This window comes from Collinsella vaginalis (assembly GCF_900176655.1).
GTDB classification, from domain to species: Bacteria; Actinomycetota; Coriobacteriia; order Coriobacteriales; family Coriobacteriaceae; genus Collinsella; species Collinsella vaginalis.
This window is the reverse complement of sequence record NZ_LT838842.1, coordinates 69,716-88,804: the sequence shown is the minus strand read 5'-3', so window position 1 is coordinate 88,804 and position 19,089 is coordinate 69,716. Positions and strand designations below refer to the sequence as shown.

The 19,089-nt window shown below is 64.1% G+C and carries 11 protein-coding genes; all 11 read left to right on the top strand.

The annotated features are described in order from the left end of the window. The first annotated feature begins 1 nt into the window (after position 1). Positions 2–400 carry a hypothetical protein gene (locus tag CAP13_RS09785; protein WP_245798840.1) on the top strand — a complete coding sequence of 133 codons (399 nt, stop codon included), beginning with the start codon at positions 2–4 and terminating at the stop codon, positions 398–400. After that, positions 312–5,123, top strand: a complete 4,812-nt coding sequence (locus tag CAP13_RS00360; protein WP_425429814.1) for a GH92 family glycosyl hydrolase — start codon at positions 312–314, stop codon at positions 5,121–5,123. Before CAP13_RS09785 ends, CAP13_RS00360 begins: the two co-directional genes overlap by 89 nt. Then, positions 5,051–5,422 carry an FIVAR domain-containing protein gene (locus tag CAP13_RS09780; protein ID WP_085829704.1) on the top strand — a complete coding sequence of 124 codons (372 nt, stop codon included), beginning with the start codon at positions 5,051–5,053 and terminating at the stop codon, positions 5,420–5,422. Before CAP13_RS00360 ends, CAP13_RS09780 begins: the two co-directional genes overlap by 73 nt. A 724-nt stretch (positions 5,423–6,146) precedes the next feature. After that, on the top strand, positions 6,147–8,768 hold the full coding sequence (locus CAP13_RS00350) for a YhgE/Pip domain-containing protein (protein WP_245798839.1): 2,622 nt from the start codon (positions 6,147–6,149) through the stop codon (positions 8,766–8,768). Further along, positions 8,765–10,924 carry a YhgE/Pip domain-containing protein gene (locus CAP13_RS00345; RefSeq protein WP_085829702.1) on the top strand — a complete coding sequence of 720 codons (2,160 nt, stop codon included), beginning with the start codon at positions 8,765–8,767 and terminating at the stop codon, positions 10,922–10,924. The genes CAP13_RS00350 and CAP13_RS00345 overlap by 4 nt, the downstream gene beginning before the upstream one ends. Before the next feature lie 637 nt (positions 10,925–11,561). Next, positions 11,562–12,656, top strand: coding sequence for a Gfo/Idh/MocA family protein (locus tag CAP13_RS00340; RefSeq protein ID WP_085829701.1), 1,095 nt, complete (start codon positions 11,562–11,564; stop codon positions 12,654–12,656). 5 nt (positions 12,657–12,661) lie between these two features. Further along, on the top strand, positions 12,662–13,483 hold the full coding sequence (gene vsr / locus CAP13_RS00335; RefSeq protein WP_085829700.1) for a DNA mismatch endonuclease Vsr: 822 nt from the start codon (positions 12,662–12,664) through the stop codon (positions 13,481–13,483). Between the two features lie 432 nt (positions 13,484–13,915). After that, complete coding sequence (locus CAP13_RS00330; protein WP_085829699.1) at positions 13,916–15,019, top strand: DNA cytosine methyltransferase; 1,104 nt, start codon at positions 13,916–13,918, stop codon at positions 15,017–15,019. Then, positions 15,000–15,635: an Eco29kI family restriction endonuclease gene (locus tag CAP13_RS00325; RefSeq protein WP_085829698.1), complete on the top strand. Its 636-nt coding sequence runs from the start codon at positions 15,000–15,002 to the stop codon at positions 15,633–15,635. Before CAP13_RS00330 ends, CAP13_RS00325 begins: the two co-directional genes overlap by 20 nt. 429 nt (positions 15,636–16,064) lie before the next feature. Continuing rightward, positions 16,065–16,844: an ABC transporter ATP-binding protein gene (locus tag CAP13_RS00320; RefSeq protein WP_085829697.1), complete on the top strand. Its 780-nt coding sequence runs from the start codon at positions 16,065–16,067 to the stop codon at positions 16,842–16,844. Continuing rightward, complete coding sequence (locus CAP13_RS00315; protein ID WP_085829696.1) at positions 16,834–18,987, top strand: FtsX-like permease family protein; 2,154 nt, start codon at positions 16,834–16,836, stop codon at positions 18,985–18,987. Before CAP13_RS00320 ends, CAP13_RS00315 begins: the two co-directional genes overlap by 11 nt. Positions 18,988–19,089: the final 102 nt, after the last annotated feature.

The following is a 19,089-nucleotide window of genomic DNA, read 5'->3' as shown; positions in this document are numbered from 1 at the left end:
GGTGACCGTTCCCGCCGCGAGCGACGGCTCGGGCACGGGTGGTGACACCGACAACGGCAATGGCACGGATAACGGCGGCGACACCGGCGGCAACACCGGTGGTACGGACGATGGCACCGGCACCAACGGCAGCACCGATAGCGGTACGGATAACGGCGGCAACACCGGTAACGGCACGGATGATGGCACGGGCTCATCGGATGCAGGCGCCGGCAACGCGGACTCCGGTTCCGCCGACACGGGGTCTGACACCGCGTCTTCCACGAGCTCCGCGCAGAAGACCACCAAGCGCGATCTGCCGAAGACGGCCGATGCAACCCCGATCGTCGTTCTCGCCACCCTCGCCACGGCGATCATCTTCATCGCCCTCGGCTCCCGGCGCCGCGCCGTGCGCCGCTAACGAAGCGAAAGGAACCTCCATGACGCTTTCATCCAGGACGTTCAAGCGCCGCATCCTGCCGGTTGCCATCGTCCTCGCACTTGTCGCCCTTGCCGGCACCGCGGTCCGCACCTGGGCCCAGCCGGTGAGCCTCACCTCGCTCGTCGACCCCTTCATGGGCACCGAGGTGGACAACGGGCAGCAGACGCCGGCGGCGATCTCACCGTACGGTATTGTGAAGCTGAGCCCCGACACCTACCCGCATGCGACCGACGATCATGCCGGTTACGATTACAGCAAGGACAAGATCTCGGGTTTCTCGCACACGCGCATCGAGGGCGTGGGCGGCCAGGGTGCCGGCGGCGACGTGCTGATCACGCCCACCTACGTCACCTACACCGGGAAGCCGACACTCGAGAGCCGCGCCCAGTCGTTCAGTCACGATCAGGAGGAGGCGTCGCCCGGATACTATGCGGTGGACCTCACGCCCAACACGGGCCAAGACGAGGGCACCGCACAGTCCTCGATGGGATCGATCAAAGCTGAGATGACCACGACGACGCGAACGGGCTTCCAGCGCTACACCTTCCCCTCAGCGGGAACGGCCTCGATCGTCCTCGACCTCAACTACACCTACCACGGCACCGACGTGCGCGACGCCATCCTGAACGTCGAGACGCTCGATGACGGGACGGTGGCCCTCTCCGGTCGGTTCTCCGGCCGCAACGTAAGCGGCCATGGAAAGTACACCATGTACTTCTACACGGTGATCGACACGCCCGTCACCAGCGTGCGCACCTGGAACGGCAACACGCTGACGGACAGTCGCGAGCTCACCGGCAACGATCTCGGTGCCGTGCTCGAGCTTGCGGTCTCCAAGGGCCAGCAGGTCCAGGTGAAGACCGCCATCTCGCCGATCAGCGCGGAGCAGGCCAAGATCGATATGAAGACCGAGGACTCCTCATGGGACTTCGACCAGGTGCGCTCGCAGGCCGACACCGCGTGGAATGAGATGCTCGGCAAGGTCTCCATCCAGAGCAGCCAGACGAGCGACCCGGACGGCACACGGCTTCGCCTCTTCTACACCGAGCTGTACCGCATGTTCACGACGCCGGTGAACGCCACGAGCACGAGCGGAACCTACCGCGGCACGGATGGCAAGGTCTACACGGCCGCGGGCTACACGCATTACGACTCCTGGACCATGTGGGACGACTTCCGCAAGTACCCGATGATCGGCCTCATCGCCCCGGACGTGTACGCCGATATCATCAGGTCCGTCGCCGACATGTTCGTGACGGGCATCAGCACCTGGGGCAACGACACCCAACCGGTGCTCACGGTGCGAAACGAGCATGCGATCGCCATCCTCGCGGACGGCATCGCGAAGGGCTACATGGACATCCCCAACCTCGAGGCGGCATACGAGGCGGCAAAGGCGTTCGTCGCCTCGTCGTACGATTCCGTCGCCGACACCCTGGGTTACGTGCCGGGGCGCGTCGACAAGACCGTCGAGTGCGCTTACGACTACTGGGCCCTTGCGAAGATCGCCACGGCTCTCGGCCACACCGACGAGGCGGCGCAGTTCTCCGAGTACGCGATGAGCTACAAGAACATCTACCGCGCCGATGCCGTCACAGCGGCGGACGGGACTTCGGTCGGCCTGCTCTGGCCGAAGGACGCCTCGGGTGCCTGGATGAACGCCGATCCCGAGAGCTATAGGGCGAACGGCCTCTACCAGGGCACGATCTGGCAGTACACCTGGTGGGATTCGAACGATGTGGGCGGGCTCATGGAGCTCATGGGTGGGCAGAGCCAGATGCTCTCTGCCCTCTCCACCCTCTACGGCGCCAAGGGCGAGGACGCCGACGGCAGCAGGATGCTGCACTCGAACACCAACGAGATCGACCTGCAGACCCCGTACTACTTCAACATCGCCGGCAAGCCCAGTGAGACTCAGTACTGGGTGCGCCAGATCTACACGGGCAAGACCTGGAACCGCTATAGCGGGACCGGCGAGTACCGCCCCGCAAGCTATGAGCAGGTCTACCGCTTGGCACCCGACGGGCTCCTGGAGACCATGGACGACGACGCGGGCACGATGGCCGCGATGTACGTGGCCGCGGGCATGGGCATCTTCCCGCTTGCGCCCGGCGATACCACCTTCCAGATCGGCTCCCCGTTCTTCGAGAGCATGACGCTCGACGTGGGTGATGGGAAGACCTTCACGATCCGCGCCGAGGGAACCTCGCCCACGGCGATGTACATTCAGTCGGCGCAGCTGAACGGCTCCTCGTTCGATCGCACCTGGTTGGATACGGGGGAGATCTCCCGTGGCGGCAAGCTGGTCCTCCAGATGGGCGAGCAGCCCAGCGACTGGGCGTCCGATGGCGCTGCGGCCCCCTCTGCCTCGAACTCCGACACCGTATCCGCCTACACCTCGTCGCTCTCGCTCGACGCGAGCACGATCGAGGCTGCCGACGGCGTGGTGGACGCCAGCGTCAAGGCCACCCTGTCCGGTGAGGCGGCCTTCGCCGATGCTGACGCGGTGGCTGCAGGCGTCACCCTCTCGGGTGTGCCCGAGGGTGTTGAGGCCACGGTCACCCGCACCTCCGACACTGAGGTGTCGATACACCTCGCAGGGACGATACGCGACATGACATCTGAGAACGAGACCTTCCCCGTGCGCATCTCCCTCGCCGACGAGGCCCTCGCAGGCGCTGCCGCGGCGGAAGTCGAGAACCGCGCCGACACCGCGCTCGGCGCCCTCAGGATCGTGTCCCGCCTGACGCCGACGTCCCTGACCGTCACCGCGCCCACGACCGTCGACTACCGCGTGGGCGACACCCTCGACCTCACGGGCGGTTCGGTGAGCATCGCGTACGGCACCTCGTCCTACACGCGGACGCTTGCCCTCTCGAGCGACGAGCTCGAGATCGGCCAGCTGCCTCGTGAGACAGGGAAGGGGACCGTCTCCGTCTCCTACCAGGGAGTGAGCGCAGGCTTCGAGGTCAACGTCAGCTCAGGCACCTTGGGCGCGAACGGCGAGGTCGCCTCGTACACCTTTGATAGCTCCGCCGGCGGTCGCGTGTCCGACACGAGCGGCAACGGCTACGATGCGACGCTCGTCAACGGGGCTCAGGTCTCGAATGGCGTCCTCAAGCTTGATGCCGACGCGAGCCAGTACCTGAACGTGCCGGTGGGGGTCCTCGGATCCCTCGGTGACGACGCGACGATCTCCGCGTGGGTGAACCTCGCCTCGACGGAGAACAACCAGATGCTTATCGGGGCCGGGTCCGACAAGAGCAACTTCTTCGTCGTGGCCCTGAACAACCTGCTGCGCAGCGGTCTCAATCTGGCGGGCGCCGGTGAACGCCGCACGGCAGCGCAGAACGGCGTCTCAGCTGGGTTTGGGGCGTATGTGACGTACGTTCAGAGCGGCCAGGTCGCGAAGCTTTACCTGAACGGGAAGCTTGCGGCAACCGGCACCGCCGACAGCAGCCTCGCCGGGGCCGTGGCGGATCCCAGCTCGTTCTTCCGCGTCGGCGGCATCGACTTCTGGGGCGACCCGTATTTCGATGGGTCCATCTCGAGCTTCACCGTCTACGGAAAGGCGCTGAGCGATCAGGAGGTCGCCTCTGAGATGGCGCGCACCGACAGCCGCCTCGCCGATCTTATCGCCGAGGCCCAGTCCCTGCTCGACGGCGGCACCCTCGGCGCCGATCAGGCTGCAGCCTTGACATCCGCCCAGGACGCGGCCGCAGCGGTCGCGAGCTTCGACGGTGCCACATCAGACCAGGTGGACGCTGCGGCTGAGGCGCTGGCGACGGCGATCTCCCGGGCCACCTCGGGTGTGACCGCGCAGCGCTCGGCCTATGAGACCCTGCAGGCCGAGGAGCGCGACTCCTGGAGTGGTGGCAACCTCAAGACGGAGACGAGCACGGATTCGACCTCGAACACGACGATCAACAATGTCGGGGCGACCTACGACGGCGCCTGGCTCGGCTACGCAGGTCTCGATTTCGGTTCCAAGGGCGCCTCGACGCTCACGGTGCGCTATGTGAACAACTCGGCGCGCTGCGGGAAGAACGGCCGCATCGAGATCCGCCTGGATTTGCTTGACAGCGATCCGATCACGACGGTGTCGATCCCGGCGACAGGCACCAATTGGAACGCGTACGAGCAGGTGACCGCCGCGCTTCCCGAGACGGTGACGGGCACCCACACCGTGTACTTCACCCTGCGGACGGACGGCGGCAACGGTGGGTTCGTGGCAAATGTGGACTGGTTCGCCTTCGGCCGCAACGACGCCTTGGAGCGGCTCACCTCAGTGCTCACGCGTGCCCGCGCCCTGCTTGCGAACGGCACCTCCTACCTTGATGCCGACGTGAGCAGGCTCAACGCGGCGATCGGCGTGGGCGAGGCGCTGCTGTCCAAGGATGGCCCCGCCGCTTCCGAGCTCGACGCCGCGCGCCTCGCGATCGAGACGGCGATGGGCCGCATGCATGCCGCCGTTGACCTCACAGCGCTCGCGACCGCTCTCGCCNAAGGGGTGCCCCCGCCGCTTCCGAGCTCGACGCCGCGCGCCTCGCGATCGAGACGGCGATGGGCCGCATGCATGCCGCCGTTGACCTCACAGCGCTCGCGACCGCTCTCGCCGACGCGAAGGCGGTGGACTCCTCCCACTGGACGAAGGCGTCGGCTGACGCGCTCAGCGCCGCGATCTCCTTCGCGGAGAGCGTGACCGCCCAGGGCGACGCCGCCTCGCAAGCCGCGGCCGACCTCGCGAAGACGGCGCTCGAATCTGCGATGAGCGGCGGAACCGAGGTCGCGGAGGCGGACAAGCTCGTGCTCGACGCGCTCATCTCCCAGACCTGGGCCATCGGACCGCGCGGGTTCGCCGCTGAGCCCTACGCGGCCCTGCAGACCGCCATCGATGCGGCTAAGAACGTGTATGGGGATCGCTGGGCGAGCCAAGATGAGGTCGACGCCGCAGTGGCCGCGCTCAAGGATGCCCGCGCGGCGCTGACGGCGGGGCAGTAAGCCGGGATGTGATGCGGCGCGGGCTTGCGTGAGGTGCGTCCAAGCCCCCGCCGCCCATCGAGGGCGAAGCCGCCGTGCCAGGCGACGAGTTGGGCGAGCGCAGCCCTGAACGGCTTCTGCGCGTCGAGCATCTCGGTGCCTGGCGGTGCGCACGGTGTTTGTTTCCGTGCCATGTGCAGGCCCGATCATGCAGGTGGCATGATCGGGCCACGTGCGTCGAGAGGCGCGTGCAGCAATCGATATGCGTGAATCGGGCGGCCGCCGAGGTCGCCCGATTTGCATTTTTGAGAGATATGCCTAGGGGGATCGCGCGCCCTTAAAGTATCGGCGAGGAATACGCAGGTCAGAACAGGTGCATTTTTTCGAGCTATGCACCGTGGGATTCATAGCTCGCCCGTTTCACCCGCAAATCTATGCATAGCGGCAAAAAATGCAAAACAGGTTCACCTGTTGCCGCCACTGTTTGTGGGTATCAAGGTAGCGACCCACTGTTTCGCATGACCTCAAGTCCAGAACTCAAGGTGGACGTACGGATAACGAGGATGCCCTTACGTCGTCCACCTCGCGTTTCTCTGAGTAAAAATACATTTGTTCATTTTCTTGAGGAGCATGAGGAGGTGCTATATTCTGGCATTATCGCGCCGTCGCTCGAACGGGCCTTGCGCGACCCAAGCGACGTCGGACGCACGCACCGGCACAGCGAGTCTAATCAGGATGGTTGACCGTGAACAAAGCAGGCAGGATCTTCAAGCGCGATATCGGCCGCCTTCTGCGCAACCCCGTCGCGCTCATCGTGACCATCGGCGTCTGCGTCATACCCTCGCTGTACGCGTGGTACAACATCGCGGCAAACTGGGATCCGTATGCGAACACGGCGGGTATCAAGATCGCCGTGGCCAACGAGGACGCAGGCGTCTCCAACCAGTACGTTGGCGAGCTCAACGCCGGTGCCGAGGTGGTCGACGAGCTGCACGACAACCACCAGCTGGGCTGGACCTTCGTTGACGCCGACGAGGCCCGCACGGGCGTGGAGCGTGGAGACTACTATGCGGCGGTGATCATCCCCGCTGATTTCAGCGAGAACCTGACGAGTATGCTCACGGGTACCTTCACGCAGCCCACACTCACCTACTACGTCAACGAGAAGAAAAACGCCATCGCGCCGAAGGTGACGGGCACGGGCGCCTCCACCATCCAAGAGCAGGTGAACGCCACCTTCGTCTCTACGGTAAGCGGGACGGTTGTCGAGCGCCTGAAGGCGGTCGGGGCCGATGCTGAAGCCTCGGGTGATGCGGCCGTCACGGGCCTCGCCGACAGCGTCTCCTCAGCGCGCACATCCCTGCAGGATATCAGGAGCTCGCTCTTCGATATGCAGGGCACCGTGGGGGCCACGAAGGAGGCCATCTCCTCGGCGAAGGACACGCTTACCTCCCTCAACGGGCAGTTGCCCGGCCTGCGCGACGCCCTCACGCAGGGGGACACCCTGCTCACGAGCACGCGGACGAGCGCACGAACCTTCTCAACGTCGCTCGCGGCCGCCCTTGCCGACGGCGGCGTGGCGCTCGGACAGGCCTCGGCACGAACGAACACCGCGGTGGGGAAGATCAGCGGCACCATCATGCAGGCCGGGGCTACAGTCGATGCCCATCTCGAGCAGACCCAGGGGGCCGTGGACGATCTGAGCGCGCTCATCGCCCGCATCGAGGCGTCCCCCGCCGCCTCGCTACCTGCGGTCGAGCGGCTCGTCTCCGATCTCACGGCGGCCCGCGATGAGATGCAGTCCGTTCACGACGCCGCGGCCACGCAGAGCGCCGACATCACGCGGGTGGCGTCGTCGGTTGCTCAAGCCTCAGATTCCGTCAACACTGCCGTGTCAAGCGGACTCGATCGCATCTCCGCTGCGAACGCCACCTTGAGCACATCTGTGCTCCCGCAGATCTCAAACGGGCTCGATGCCTTCGCTGACACATCGGCCGATCTCGCTGGGGCGGTCTCCTCGCTCGGCCCGGTGATCGAGCAGGCCGAAGGCATCTTAGATCAGCTCTCCACCACGCTCGACCAGGCGTCCGCAGCCCTCTCCGAGACCGACGGAAGCTTGGCCGCGCTAGACGAAGCCCTGGCGAACGCATCAACTGATCTCACGGCGCTCTGCTCCTCACAGGCCCGTGCCGATCTCGAGCAGCTCCTCGGGATCGACGGGGATCAGGTTGCCTCGCTCATGGCCGCACCGGTGACCTTGGAGACCCAGGCGGTCTATCCCGTCGCCACCTACGGCTCCGGTGTGGCACCCTTCTACACCAACCTCGCGCTCTGGGTGGGCGGCTTCGTGTTGATCGCCATCTTCAAGTTGGAGGTCGATCGCGAGGGCTTCGTACAGATGACGGCCACCGAACGGTACTTTGGGCGCTGGCTGCTGCTCGTGCTGCTCGGCGCCGTGCAGGCCGTCATAGCCTGCGTGGGCGACCTGGTGATTGGCGTTCAGTGCGGCCATCCGGTGCTCTTTGTGCTCGCAGGTATCTGGATCAGCTTCGTGTACGTGAACATCATCTACGCGCTCTCCATCGCCTTCAAGCACATCGGCAAGGCCCTCGGCGTGATCCTTGTGATCGTGCAGATCCCCGGGTCGTCGGGCATGTATCCGATCGAGATGATGCCCGGCTTCTTCCAGGCGATCCATCCGCTGCTGCCCTTCACCTACGGCATCAACGCCATGCGCGAGACCATAGGCGGTCTCTACGGCATGGCGTACGTGCGGGATCTCGCGATACTCGGCATCTTCCTCGTCATCGCCCTCGTCATCGGCGTGGGCCTCCGCCCGCTTCTGCTCAACCTGAATCTCCTGTTCGACCGGCAGCTGGCAACCACCGGCGTGATGATCAGCGAGCGCGACACCCCCGCCAACGAGCGGCTCTCGGTGCGGCTGGCCCTGCGCGCCCTGCTCGATGTGGGCGGGTTCCGCACGGGCCTCGTCGCACGGGCGACGCGCTTCGAGGCGCGCTACCCGCTGTTGATCCGGATCGGGTTCTGCCTGGTCTTCGGGCTTCCCATCGTCCTGTTCGTGCTCACGGCCGCCCTCGACCTGTCGGTGGACGGGAAGATCGCGATGCTCGTTGTCTGGATCGCGGCGGTCGTGCTGGCGGACGCCTACCTCATCGTCGTTGAGTATCTGCGGCAGGATCTGAACATGCAAATGCGGGTCACCGCGCTCTCCGATGAGGAGCTGCGCGCCGAGATCCGCAGGCAGGCGGCGGGGTCGCCCGCGGCGCAGGTGTTCGGCGTGGTGACCGAGGGGCCTGATGCGCCCTCAGGGCAGGCACCTCGGCAGAATGGCGGTGATGAGGCATGAGAAACATCCTGCGCATCTTCCGGCACGATATCGCGCGCCTGCGCCGGAGCGTGATCGGCCTTATCGTGGTCGTCGGCCTGGTCATCATCCCGTGCCTCTACGCGTGGTTCAACATCGCGGGCAGCTGGGATCCGTACGGCAACACCGGGAACCTGAAGGTGGCCGTCGCCAACACCGACGCGGGCTACCAGAGCGACCTCATCCCGATCAAGGTCAGCATGGGCGATTCCGTGGTGAACTCGCTCAGGTCGAACGATCAGATGGACTGGGTCTTCGTCAGCGAGGACGAGGCGGTTGAGGGGGTGCGCTCCGGAGCCTACTACGCCGCCGTGGTCATCCCCGCTGATTTCAGCGAGAGCATGATGACGCTCTTCACCCCCGAGGCCCAGCACGCGAAGCTCATCTACTACGAGAACCAGAAGGCGAACGCGATCGCCCCGCGCGTGACCGACAAGGGCGCGAGCACCATCGCACAGCAGGTGGACGAGACCTTCACGGAGACGATCGGCGACGTGGGCCTGGCCGCCACCTCGAGCCTGCTTAAATACATGGATTCAGATCAGGTCGGCACCTATGTGGCAAATCTGAGCAGGTCGCTCGGGACGGGGATCGTCAGTCTGCGCGATGCATCATCCCTCACGGGCTCATACGCGCGTCTGCTGGGGTCAACTGCAGACCTGGTCACCTCGACGGGGGATCTGCTCTCGAAGACGGGCACGGCCTCGGAGGCGGCCAAGGGAACGCTCGCCGATGCCGAGGGTGCGCTCAAAAAGACCGCAGACGGGCTTGCCGATGGGCGCGCCGCTGTGCAGCAGTCGCTTGACGAGGGCGCGGCGGGTTTCGACGCGGTCTCAAAGAGTGTCGAGGATGCGTTCGCCGCGGGCACGACGCATGCGGAGGACACCGCCGCGCAGCTCAACGCCATCGCCGACCGGGTCGACGCTGAGGTGGAGGAAAACGAGGGGATCCTTGCGACCATCAAGGAGCTCTTCCCGGATCTCAGCGACCTGCAGGCGCTCGAGGCCGGTGTCATCGCGCGGCAGCGGGCGCTTTCCTCAGGTCTGCGGTCCGCAGCGAGCAGCCTGTCCACCGGGGCGGCGGACGCGAACGAGACGCTCGCCTCCGTGCGCACGATGATCTCGGGCGCGAAGGCGAGCGTGGACGGGCTCAAGGCCGATGAGGCGGGGACCCTGCGCGATCAGGCGAATCAGCTCAGCTCGACGGTCTCTGGTGTCGCGAATTCGGCAGGTGAGGTCTCCGCCAGTCTGGATGAAACGGTAGGTAAGCTCTCCGGGGCAACCTCCTCGCTCTCGCGCGATCTGCAGCGGGTGACCGGGACCTTGGATGGTGCCGGAACCTCGCTGGCCGCTTCAGCGGACAGCCTGCAGCAGCTCAAGGACCGGCTTGACAGCGCGGTGCGAGACGGCGACCTCGCGCAGATCCGCGCACTTATCGGATCTGATCCGGCCGGTCTCGCCGAGGCCCTTGCCGCACCGGTCGCCCTCGATACGCACGCGGTCTACCATATCGAGAACTATGGTTCCGCGATGGCCCCGTTCTACACGGCGGTCTCGCTCTGGGTTGGCGGCATCGTTCTTGCGGCCATGATGCGGGTGGATGTGGCCGACGACCTCGTACGCGATCTCGCGCCCGTGCGCCTGCACGAGATCTACCTGGGACGGTTCTGCCTGTTCGGGGCGCTCTCCCTCTGCCAGAGCACGCTGATGCTCGCCGGAGAGCTCCTGTTCTTCGGGATTCAATGCGAGCAACCGCTCCTGTACCTGTTAGCCGGATGGACAGGCGGGCTCATGTTCTGCCTGTTCGTCTACACGTTGACGGTCTCGTTTGGCGACATCGGCAAAGCGCTCGCCGTGGTGCTCCTGGTGATGCAGGTGGGTGGCTCGGGCGGAACCTTCCCGATCGAGATGACGGCCCCCTTCTTCCAGGCGATCTATCCTTTCCTGCCGGCCGCTCACCTCATCAACGCGCTGCATACTGCTATGGCCGGTGGTTGGGGCGCTGAGTATTGGTGGGAGCTTGGGACCCTTGCCCTCTACTTCGTGCCGATTCTCGCGCTCGGGTTGGCGCTCCGGCGTCCCGTGATCCGCGTGAATGCTTGGATCATCGAGAAGCTCGAGGAGACGAAGCTTATGTAGGGACGGGCCCAGCTTGTCTATGGGATGCTGTCCCGTGCATTCGGGGCAGCATCCCATCAGCTCGGTGTCGAAGAGGACGTAACGGCCTCAACCGTGCATCCAAAGAAAAAACCCGCCCTCCCGAAGGAAGGCGGGCCGAGTCGCCAAGGGGGTTGGTGAATCTCAGATCGCAGGGGCCGGTTCTAAGAACGCGAGCAGTCGGGAGAAGCTCCGTTTCAGGTTCAGGCACTGGTCCTGTGAACGAGACGAGGCGGTGGGGGAGGCGAGGAGGCCAGATCTCTGCGTTGGGGGGAAGGAGAAATGGTTCGCACGTTGGGAAGGTCGCACTGAAGAAGTGCGTGTTGCATCTTTGGAAGAATACATGCGCGGCCTCCTCGCTCGTCCACCTGTTGGGCGCGACGAAGGTGCTGCAACTCCATCGCGCTGATGCCATTATGTCCCGCTCCTCGGAAGCTAACCATAAAGAAAGACTTATATGTCTTTGCAAAGGGGATGAACAGGCAGGTAGATAGTAAAAAACGTCTAATTTTGAACCACCTTTTCCAAACCGACGCTCCACATTTGACGCGCGCTGCTCCACAGAGGCTGCACGCCATGCGACAATACGGGGCGCGTTCACCTACCAAAGGAGGTCCTTATGGGAGAGAACAAGGCAACCACAACGGCGGGCGGCCCCATCGACGCGGCGGCTGCGGCCAGGGCCGCGTTCGCATCCGTTGCGGGCAAGCCTTTCCCAGCAGATATCTTCACGGCACCTGAGCTGCGCTGGGCGGTGATCGGCTGCGGTGTCATCGCCAATCAGATGGCCGAGTCCCTGGCGCTCGCCGGCCGCAGGCTCGCCGGTGTGGCGAACCGCACACGGGAGAAGGCCGAGGCTTTCGCGCAGGCTCATAACGTGGGGCGCGTCTACGACTCCTTCGAGGATCTGTATCGCGATCCTGAGATCGACGCCATCTACATCACCACGCCGCACAACACGCACATCACGTATCTGCGCCCGGCGCTCGCTGCCGGCAAGCACGTCCTGTGCGAGAAGGCCATCACGCTGAACGGTGAGGAGCTCGCCGAGGCCCGACACATCGCCGAGGCCAACGATGTGGTCCTCATGGACGCCACGACCATCCTTCACATGCCGCTCTACACCGAGCTGTGTCGGCGCGCGGAGGCCGGCGAGTTCGGTTGCATGAACCTTGCGCAGGTGAATTTCGGCAGCTTCAAGCCGTATGGCGACCTCACAAACCGCTTCTACAATCCCAAGCTCGCGGGTGGCGCCATGCTCGATATCGGCGTCTACGCGCTCTCCATCGCGCGGCTCTTCATGGCGAGCCAGCCCGATGAGGTCGTCTCCCTCGCCAACCTCGCGAGCACCGGTGTCGATGAAACCAGCGGCTTCATCACGCGCAACGCCGAGGGCCAGCTCGGCGTCTTCTCGCTCTCGCTCCACTCCAAGCAGCCCAAGCGCGCGGTCATCAGCTTCGAGCGCTGCTACATCGAGGTCAACGAGTACCCGCGCGCCGACCGCGCCACGATCGTGTGGACCGACAACGGCCGCCGCGAGGAGATCACGGTGGGGGAGGAGGCCTACGCGCTCTGCTACGAGCTCGCCGATCTCGAGGCAGCCGTCGCCGGCGACAGCTCCAAGCGCGAGCTTCTGGACTACGCCACAGATGTCATGGCCCTGATGGATCGTCTGCGCGGTGACTGGGGCGTCGTCTACCCCGAGGAGCGCTAGGACCCGTGCGTGTCGTGCATGTGGCCGCGGGCGTCATCTGCCGCGGCGACGAGGTGCTCTGCGCCCGGCGGGGGTACGGTCCGCTGACAGGGCGCTGGGAGTTTCCGGGCGGCAAGGTCGAGCGGCATGAGACTGCCGAGGAGGCCTGCCGCCGAGAGCTCCTTGAGGAGCTCTCGGTGAGCGTCACCGACCTCAGGTCCTGCTACACCGTCGAGTACGACTACGAGGATTTCCACCTCTCGATGGAGTGCTTCCTCTGCGAACTCGAGGGCCCCACGGCAGAGCCGGTGCTCGCCGATCGCCAGCAGGATCTCCGCTGGGTGGCCCGCGCCGACCTCATGGACCTTGCCTGGATGGACGCGGACGTCGAATTCGTGCGGCATCTTGCTGCAGGCGATGACCTGGTTGGCCGCCGGCGCGCCATCCGCCGCTCCATGAAGGGGAACACCCGGTCGGACACCAAGCCCGAGCTGCTGGTGCGGCAGCGCTTGCGGGCAGCGGGCCTCACCGGCTACCGCCTGCAGTGGAAGAAGGCGCCGGGTCGGCCGGACATCGCGTTCCCCGGTCGGCGCGTGGCGATCTTCGTGAACGGTTGCTTCTGGCACCGGTGCCCGCGCTGCAGCCCGCGCGTGCCCAAGCGCAACACCGCGTTTTGGGAGGCTAAGTTCGCCCGAAACCAGGAGCGCGACGCGCGGGCCCTTGCCGAGCTCGAGGACCTCGGCTGGACCACGATCGTCATCTGGGAATGCGAGCTCAAGCGGGACCGCGTCGACGAGACGATGGTCCGCGTCGTCGAGCGGGTCCGCGCGGCGGGGTCCGTGCGCTGACGCACGGGTTCCCGTGCATGCGGCGACGCCCGTACTGTCCAGGTGCGGCATCGTACCGCTTACGACACACGCCTGCCGCACCGCCGCCACTCGCGGTCGCCCGTGAGCTGACAGGTCAAAATACTGCCTTTCATTCCGTCAAAAGCGCGAATCTTGCACGGTCAGCGGTTCATACGCACGAGACTTCGAGAGGGGCGGTGTCGCTGCCTGTGCCCATACACTTGGCCTCATGGGCGTAGGCTGCAGCCTTATCCAGCCATGCGAGAGAGAAAGCATTTTAGCATGCAGTCGTCCCTCCGCATCGATGGGGTAGCACCCGTAGCATTAGTTCGCTTTTTGTCCGCACAGTAGGAGATAATTTGATCATGTTGCTCGTGCACGGGCTTGCCCTATCATGCTATCAGGCTAACTGTTTTGATCGGAAGGTGTGTAATGGACTCCAACGGCGACCTCACCGCTGTCGAGTTGTTCGCGGGGGCGGGTGGCTTACTGCTTGGCACCTCGCTTGCGGGGTTCAGACACCTTGCGGCCGCTGAGTGGGAGCACAACTGCTGCGACACCCTCAGGCTCAATCAGGCGAAAGGCTTTCCTCTGATTGACGAGGACATGCGCATCATCGAGGGAGACGTTCGCGACGTTGACTGGTCGTTCCTGCCGCGTGGCATTGACCTCCTGGCAGGCGGGCCACCGTGCCAGCCGTTCTCACTCGGCGGGCTCTCCCGTGCCGAGGCGGATAAGCGGGATATGTTTCCCGCATACACCGCGATCCTTGCCGCGCTCAAACCACGTGCGTTTATCTGCGAGAACGTGAAAGGGCTCACGCGCGAGAGCTTCCATCAATACTACGAGTACATTCTTCTCAGGCTCCAGCACCCGTCGCTCGCAAAACACGATGAGGAAACATGGGAGCAACATGCAGTTCGCCTTTCTCGCAGTCACACCAGTGCAAACCACGAAGCGGTCCGGTACGAGGTCGTTCCCACCGTCATAGACGCGGCCGACTATGGTGTGCCACAGCACCGTCACAGGGTCATCATCGTCGGATTTCGCTCAGACGTCGAGGCATTATGGGCGTTCCCCCGGCGTACACATGGGCACGGGCTTCTCCCTTGGTCCACGCTCGGCGATGCGATAAAGAACGCCCCACCTCTCAATAACGAGTCTCGTGGCGGTGAGGCGCGTGCCTACCCGGGGCACACTGGATCAGAGCTTGGCAAACCGAGCAAAGCAATTAAGGCCGGCGTTCATGGGGTGCCTGGTGGCGAGAACATGATCCGCTATCCCGATGGATCTCTCCGCTACATGACTGCTCGCGAGGCTGCGCGCGTTCAGACGTTCCCGGACGGCTACGAGTTCTGTGGGTCATGGACTGAGGCCTTGCGCCAGATCGGCAACGCTGTCCCTGTTGAGCTTGCTCGTACTATCGCCGCCTCAGTGGCGTGCGCCCTGCGTGAGGACACGGCGCGGAAGCTGATGAACTCCATGCTTATAGCAGAGACCGACGGGGTGGTGAGGCATGAGACCGCGCTCGTATAACCCGCTCGACTACTCCTCGCTTTCAGAGTCCCTTGCCCGCGAGCTGATGACCTCTGAGCTGATGCCCCTCGCCGACATTGAGAGGTTTTACGGCGACGGGGTGTATGCGCTGTTCTACGCCGGTGACTTTCCGGCGTATGCGGAGCTATCCGACATCAATATGTGCAACCCTGGCGCGTTTCCGATCTACATCGGCAAGGCTGGCCCGAAGACCCTCACCGGTTCCGAGCTGGACACGAGGGCCGTTGACACACCTCTTGCTGGATCACGTCTATATGACCGTGTCTCAAATGACCATCGCAAGTCAATAGAGCAGGCAGTTAACCTTGACGTGGCTCACTTTTACTGCCGGATGCTGGTGCTCAACGCGGTGTGGGTACCGCTTACCGAGTCCGCGCTCATTGCCCGTTACGTGCCAGTCTGGAACTCTATCGTTCCGGGTTTCGGCAATCACGCCCCTGGTAAGGGCCGTGCTGCGGGGCGCATATCCCGGTGGGATATCCTGCACCCGGGTCGCGGACGTGAAACGGAAACCGATCCCGGCGCGGAGTTCGATGACTTGTGCGCGCAGGCAATGTCGGCGATATCTGAGCGAGCGCGTGTGCTGGGGTTGTAGTTAGCTAATAATCCAATTTAATAGTACCTATCAGATAATATTTATCTGATAGGTACTTATTTCTCTAATAAGTTGCTATATAGAGATGCTGCCATGCAGGGATAGTCCTTTTCAGAATCATAACTTAATGTATATAGTCCTCTATGTATTTCAACTCATCCCTTTTTAATGGAGTGGATTCTGAACTGACGAAAAGATCTCAGCCATATTCCAGGCCTCGTTTTATCTACACTTTGGTTTCCATGCTTGAAGCATACTTGTGGGAAGCAGATGTGCTCGAACGCACAATACTAACCTTACAAAAGCGCAAGCCGCCTGTAAGCCAAATCGATGGCGGCCCTGCGTACCTCCTGCCACCATGGGATCATGGATAGTCAACCAGGCCGTGCCGGCCAAACGGCTCGCGCGGCCAACGACAAGGAGGTTCCCATGCCAACATCGGAGCGCCCAGTCCTAGAGGTGCGCCATATCGAGAAGGTCTTCGGCTCACGCGGCAACGTCGTGCATGCCCTTGCGGATGTGTCGTTCACCATCGAGCGCGGTGAGTTCGTGGCCATCATGGGGCCGTCGGGCTCCGGCAAGTCCACGCTGCTGAACTGCATCTCCACCATCGACAGCGTCACCAGCGGCAAGGTCCTTGTGAACGGGGTCGACGTCGCCGCGCTCAGATCGGAGAAGCTCACGCGCTTCCGCCGCGAGCAGCTGGGTTTCATCTTCCAGGACTCCAATCTGCTCGACACGCTTACCGCCCGTGAGAACATCGCCCTGCCGCTCACGATCGCGCGGCGTCCGGCCCGCGAGGTGCTCGAGCGCGTGGATGCCGTGGCCGCGCACCTCTCCATAGCCGAGGCCCTCGACCGCTATCCCTATCAGCTCTCAGGCGGTCAACAGCAGCGTGTGGCCGCCGCCCGCGCCCTCGTGACGAACCCGGCCGTCATCATGGCCGACGAGCCCACCGGCGCCCTCGACTCCAAGAACGCGCGCCTGCTGCTTGAGAGCATGGAGACCATGAACGAGCGCGACCGCGCGACCGTCCTCATGGTCACGCATGACAGCTTCGCCGCGAGCTACACCTCCCGCGTGCTCTTCATCCGCGACGGCCACCTCTTCACCGAGCTCCGCCGCGGCGACGCGCCGCGCCGCGCCTTCTTCGACCGTATCATGGAGGTTGTGGCCATGATGGGCGGTGACAACGCCGATGCTCTGTAAACTCGCTTGGGGCAACGTGCGTCGCGCCGGCAGGGACTACCTGGTCTACCTGCTCACGCTCACGTTCGCCGTCATCATGTTCTACGCCTTCAACACCATCTCGATGCAGATCGACTACGCCGGTATCGACAACGCGGATATGGCGGAGTTTCTTGGTGGCCTCATCCGAGGGGTGACGATCTTCCTCGCCTTCGTGATGGGCTTCCTCATGGTGTACGCGAACAACTTCATCATGAAGCGCCGCAAGAAGGAATTCGGCCTCTACCAGGTGCTCGGCATGGGGCGCGGCCAGGTGGCGCGCATCATGGCCCTCGAGACGCTGCTCGTCTCGGCCACGGCGCTCGTGCTCGGCATCGTGTTCGGCGTCGCCCTGTCGCAGGTCATGACCTTCTTCACCGCCTCGCTGTTCAAGACGCAGATCGCCAATTTCCGCTTCTTCTTCTCCACCAGCGCCCTCCTCATGACCGTGGCGTGCCTGGCCGTGATCTTCCTGGTCACGCTCGTGTTCAACCTACGGGTGGTGGCACGGGCGAAGATCGCCGACCTCATGGGCGCGGGCCGTGTGAACGAGGCCATCAAGGTGCGCAATCCTTGGATCGCGGCCATCCTGTTTGTGGTCGGCATCGCGCTGGTCGGCGTTGCCTATGCCCGTCTTCTGGAAGACGGCCTGCCACTCGGTGGCACCACAGAGCAGTTCAACGCCTTCCTGATCACAACCGGCATCGTTATCGCCGGCACCCTGCTGCTCTTCTTCGGCCTCTCGGGCTTCCTGCTCCGGATCCTCGCCTTCATGCGGGGCCTCTACTGGCGCGGGCTCAACATGTTCACCCTGCGGCAGCTCGCTGCGAAGGTGAACACGGTATCGCTCTCGATGGCGGTGATCGCGATGATCCTCTTCCTCGCCATCACCTCGGTGACCGGCGGCATGTCGATCGTGAATGCGATGAACACCGCTGCAGAGAGCTCGTGTCCGGCAGACTTCTCAATGAACGCCATCTATGCTGGGAACCGCGTGGTGGCCGCCGATGGAACGTCCGAGACCGAGTGGGTGCAGGTGACCGAGCCGTTGGACCTCATGAAGAATGTGCGGGACGAGAGCGGCGCATCCGTTGACATGAGCCGGATCGTGGGCAGCTCGACGCAGGTGAACGCCTACTCCTCGACCCCCATCGGAGAGGATACGCCGCAGGTGACCCTGCTTGACCTGCTTCAGGCGATCGGCCGCGACCTGCCTGCCGGCATGGAGTACGCCGACGTGGTCACCCAGGGCATCATGCTGGTCCGTCAGAGCGATTTCAACGCGTACCTGGCGTTTCGCGGCAAGGATGCGATCGACCTCGGCGAGGACGGATACCTGATCACCTCGGACATGGGGACGTCAGTGGCCGATATCTACCGCACGACAATGGGTCAGGGCGTCCCTCTCACGCTGAACGGGAACACCCTGCACCCGGTCACCTCCAACCTCGCGGAGGAGCGGATCGCCTTCTCCAACGCGCAGGTCTCCAACTCCGGCAGCATCGTCGTGCCCGACCGTGTGATCGACGAGTCCCAGTTCCCGGTGGAGACGAGCTACCTGCTCGCCAACTACCGCGAGGGCCTTTCGGTTGAAGAGGGCGACAAGGCCGTCGAAGATCTCAGCTACAGCGCTGAGTGGACGCCGCGGGAGGATGGCAGGTATGTCGCCTTCATGGGCCTGGCCGCCACGCGCACCTCGATCTACGAATCCACGAACAGCATGAACGGCATGGTGAGCTACCTGGCGATCTACATCGGGTTCGTGCTTGTGATCTCCTGCGCGGCCATCCTCACGATCCAGCAGCTCTCGGGTGTGTCCGATGCGAGCCCCAGCTGCCGCGTGCTCTCTGAGCTCGGCACCCCGCGACGGCAGATCATGCACTCGGTCCTCACCCAGCAGACGATCTTCTTCCTCTTTCCCCTTATCGTCGGCCTCGCCCATTCGATGATCGCCCTACGGGTGGTCGTGAGGATGGTTGAGCTGCTCGGCGGCGTGTCGATCGGGTCGATCATCGGGCTCGCGGTGCTGATCTTCGTGTTGGCCTACGGTGGGTACTTCCTCGTCACCTACCTCATGAGCAAGGCCATCGTGCGCGACGCGATCCGTGCGCGCCGCAGGATGTAGGCGGGGCGCACCTGCCTGGCAGGGCAGATCCGCGGACATAACAGGCTCCAGCCGTCGGTCGCATGCGGAGACGTGTGCGGCCGGCGGCCTGCTGTGCACCGG

What these genes read in the sequence shown, in the direction of transcription:
- CAP13_RS00320 (WP_085829697.1), top strand. Translation starts at nt 16,065, where the DNA reads ATGCCAACATCGGAGCGCCCAGTCCTAGAGGTGCGCCATATCGAGAAG.
- CAP13_RS00315 (WP_085829696.1), top strand. Translation starts at nt 16,834, where the DNA reads ATGCTCTGTAAACTCGCTTGGGGCAACGTGCGTCGCGCCGGCAGGGAC.
- CAP13_RS00330 (WP_085829699.1), top strand. Translation starts at nt 13,916, where the DNA reads ATGGACTCCAACGGCGACCTCACCGCTGTCGAGTTGTTCGCGGGGGCG.
- CAP13_RS00340 (WP_085829701.1), top strand. Translation starts at nt 11,562, where the DNA reads ATGGGAGAGAACAAGGCAACCACAACGGCGGGCGGCCCCATCGACGCG.
- CAP13_RS00345 (WP_085829702.1), top strand. Translation starts at nt 8,765, where the DNA reads ATGAGAAACATCCTGCGCATCTTCCGGCACGATATCGCGCGCCTGCGC.
- CAP13_RS00325 (WP_085829698.1), top strand. Translation starts at nt 15,000, where the DNA reads ATGAGACCGCGCTCGTATAACCCGCTCGACTACTCCTCGCTTTCAGAG.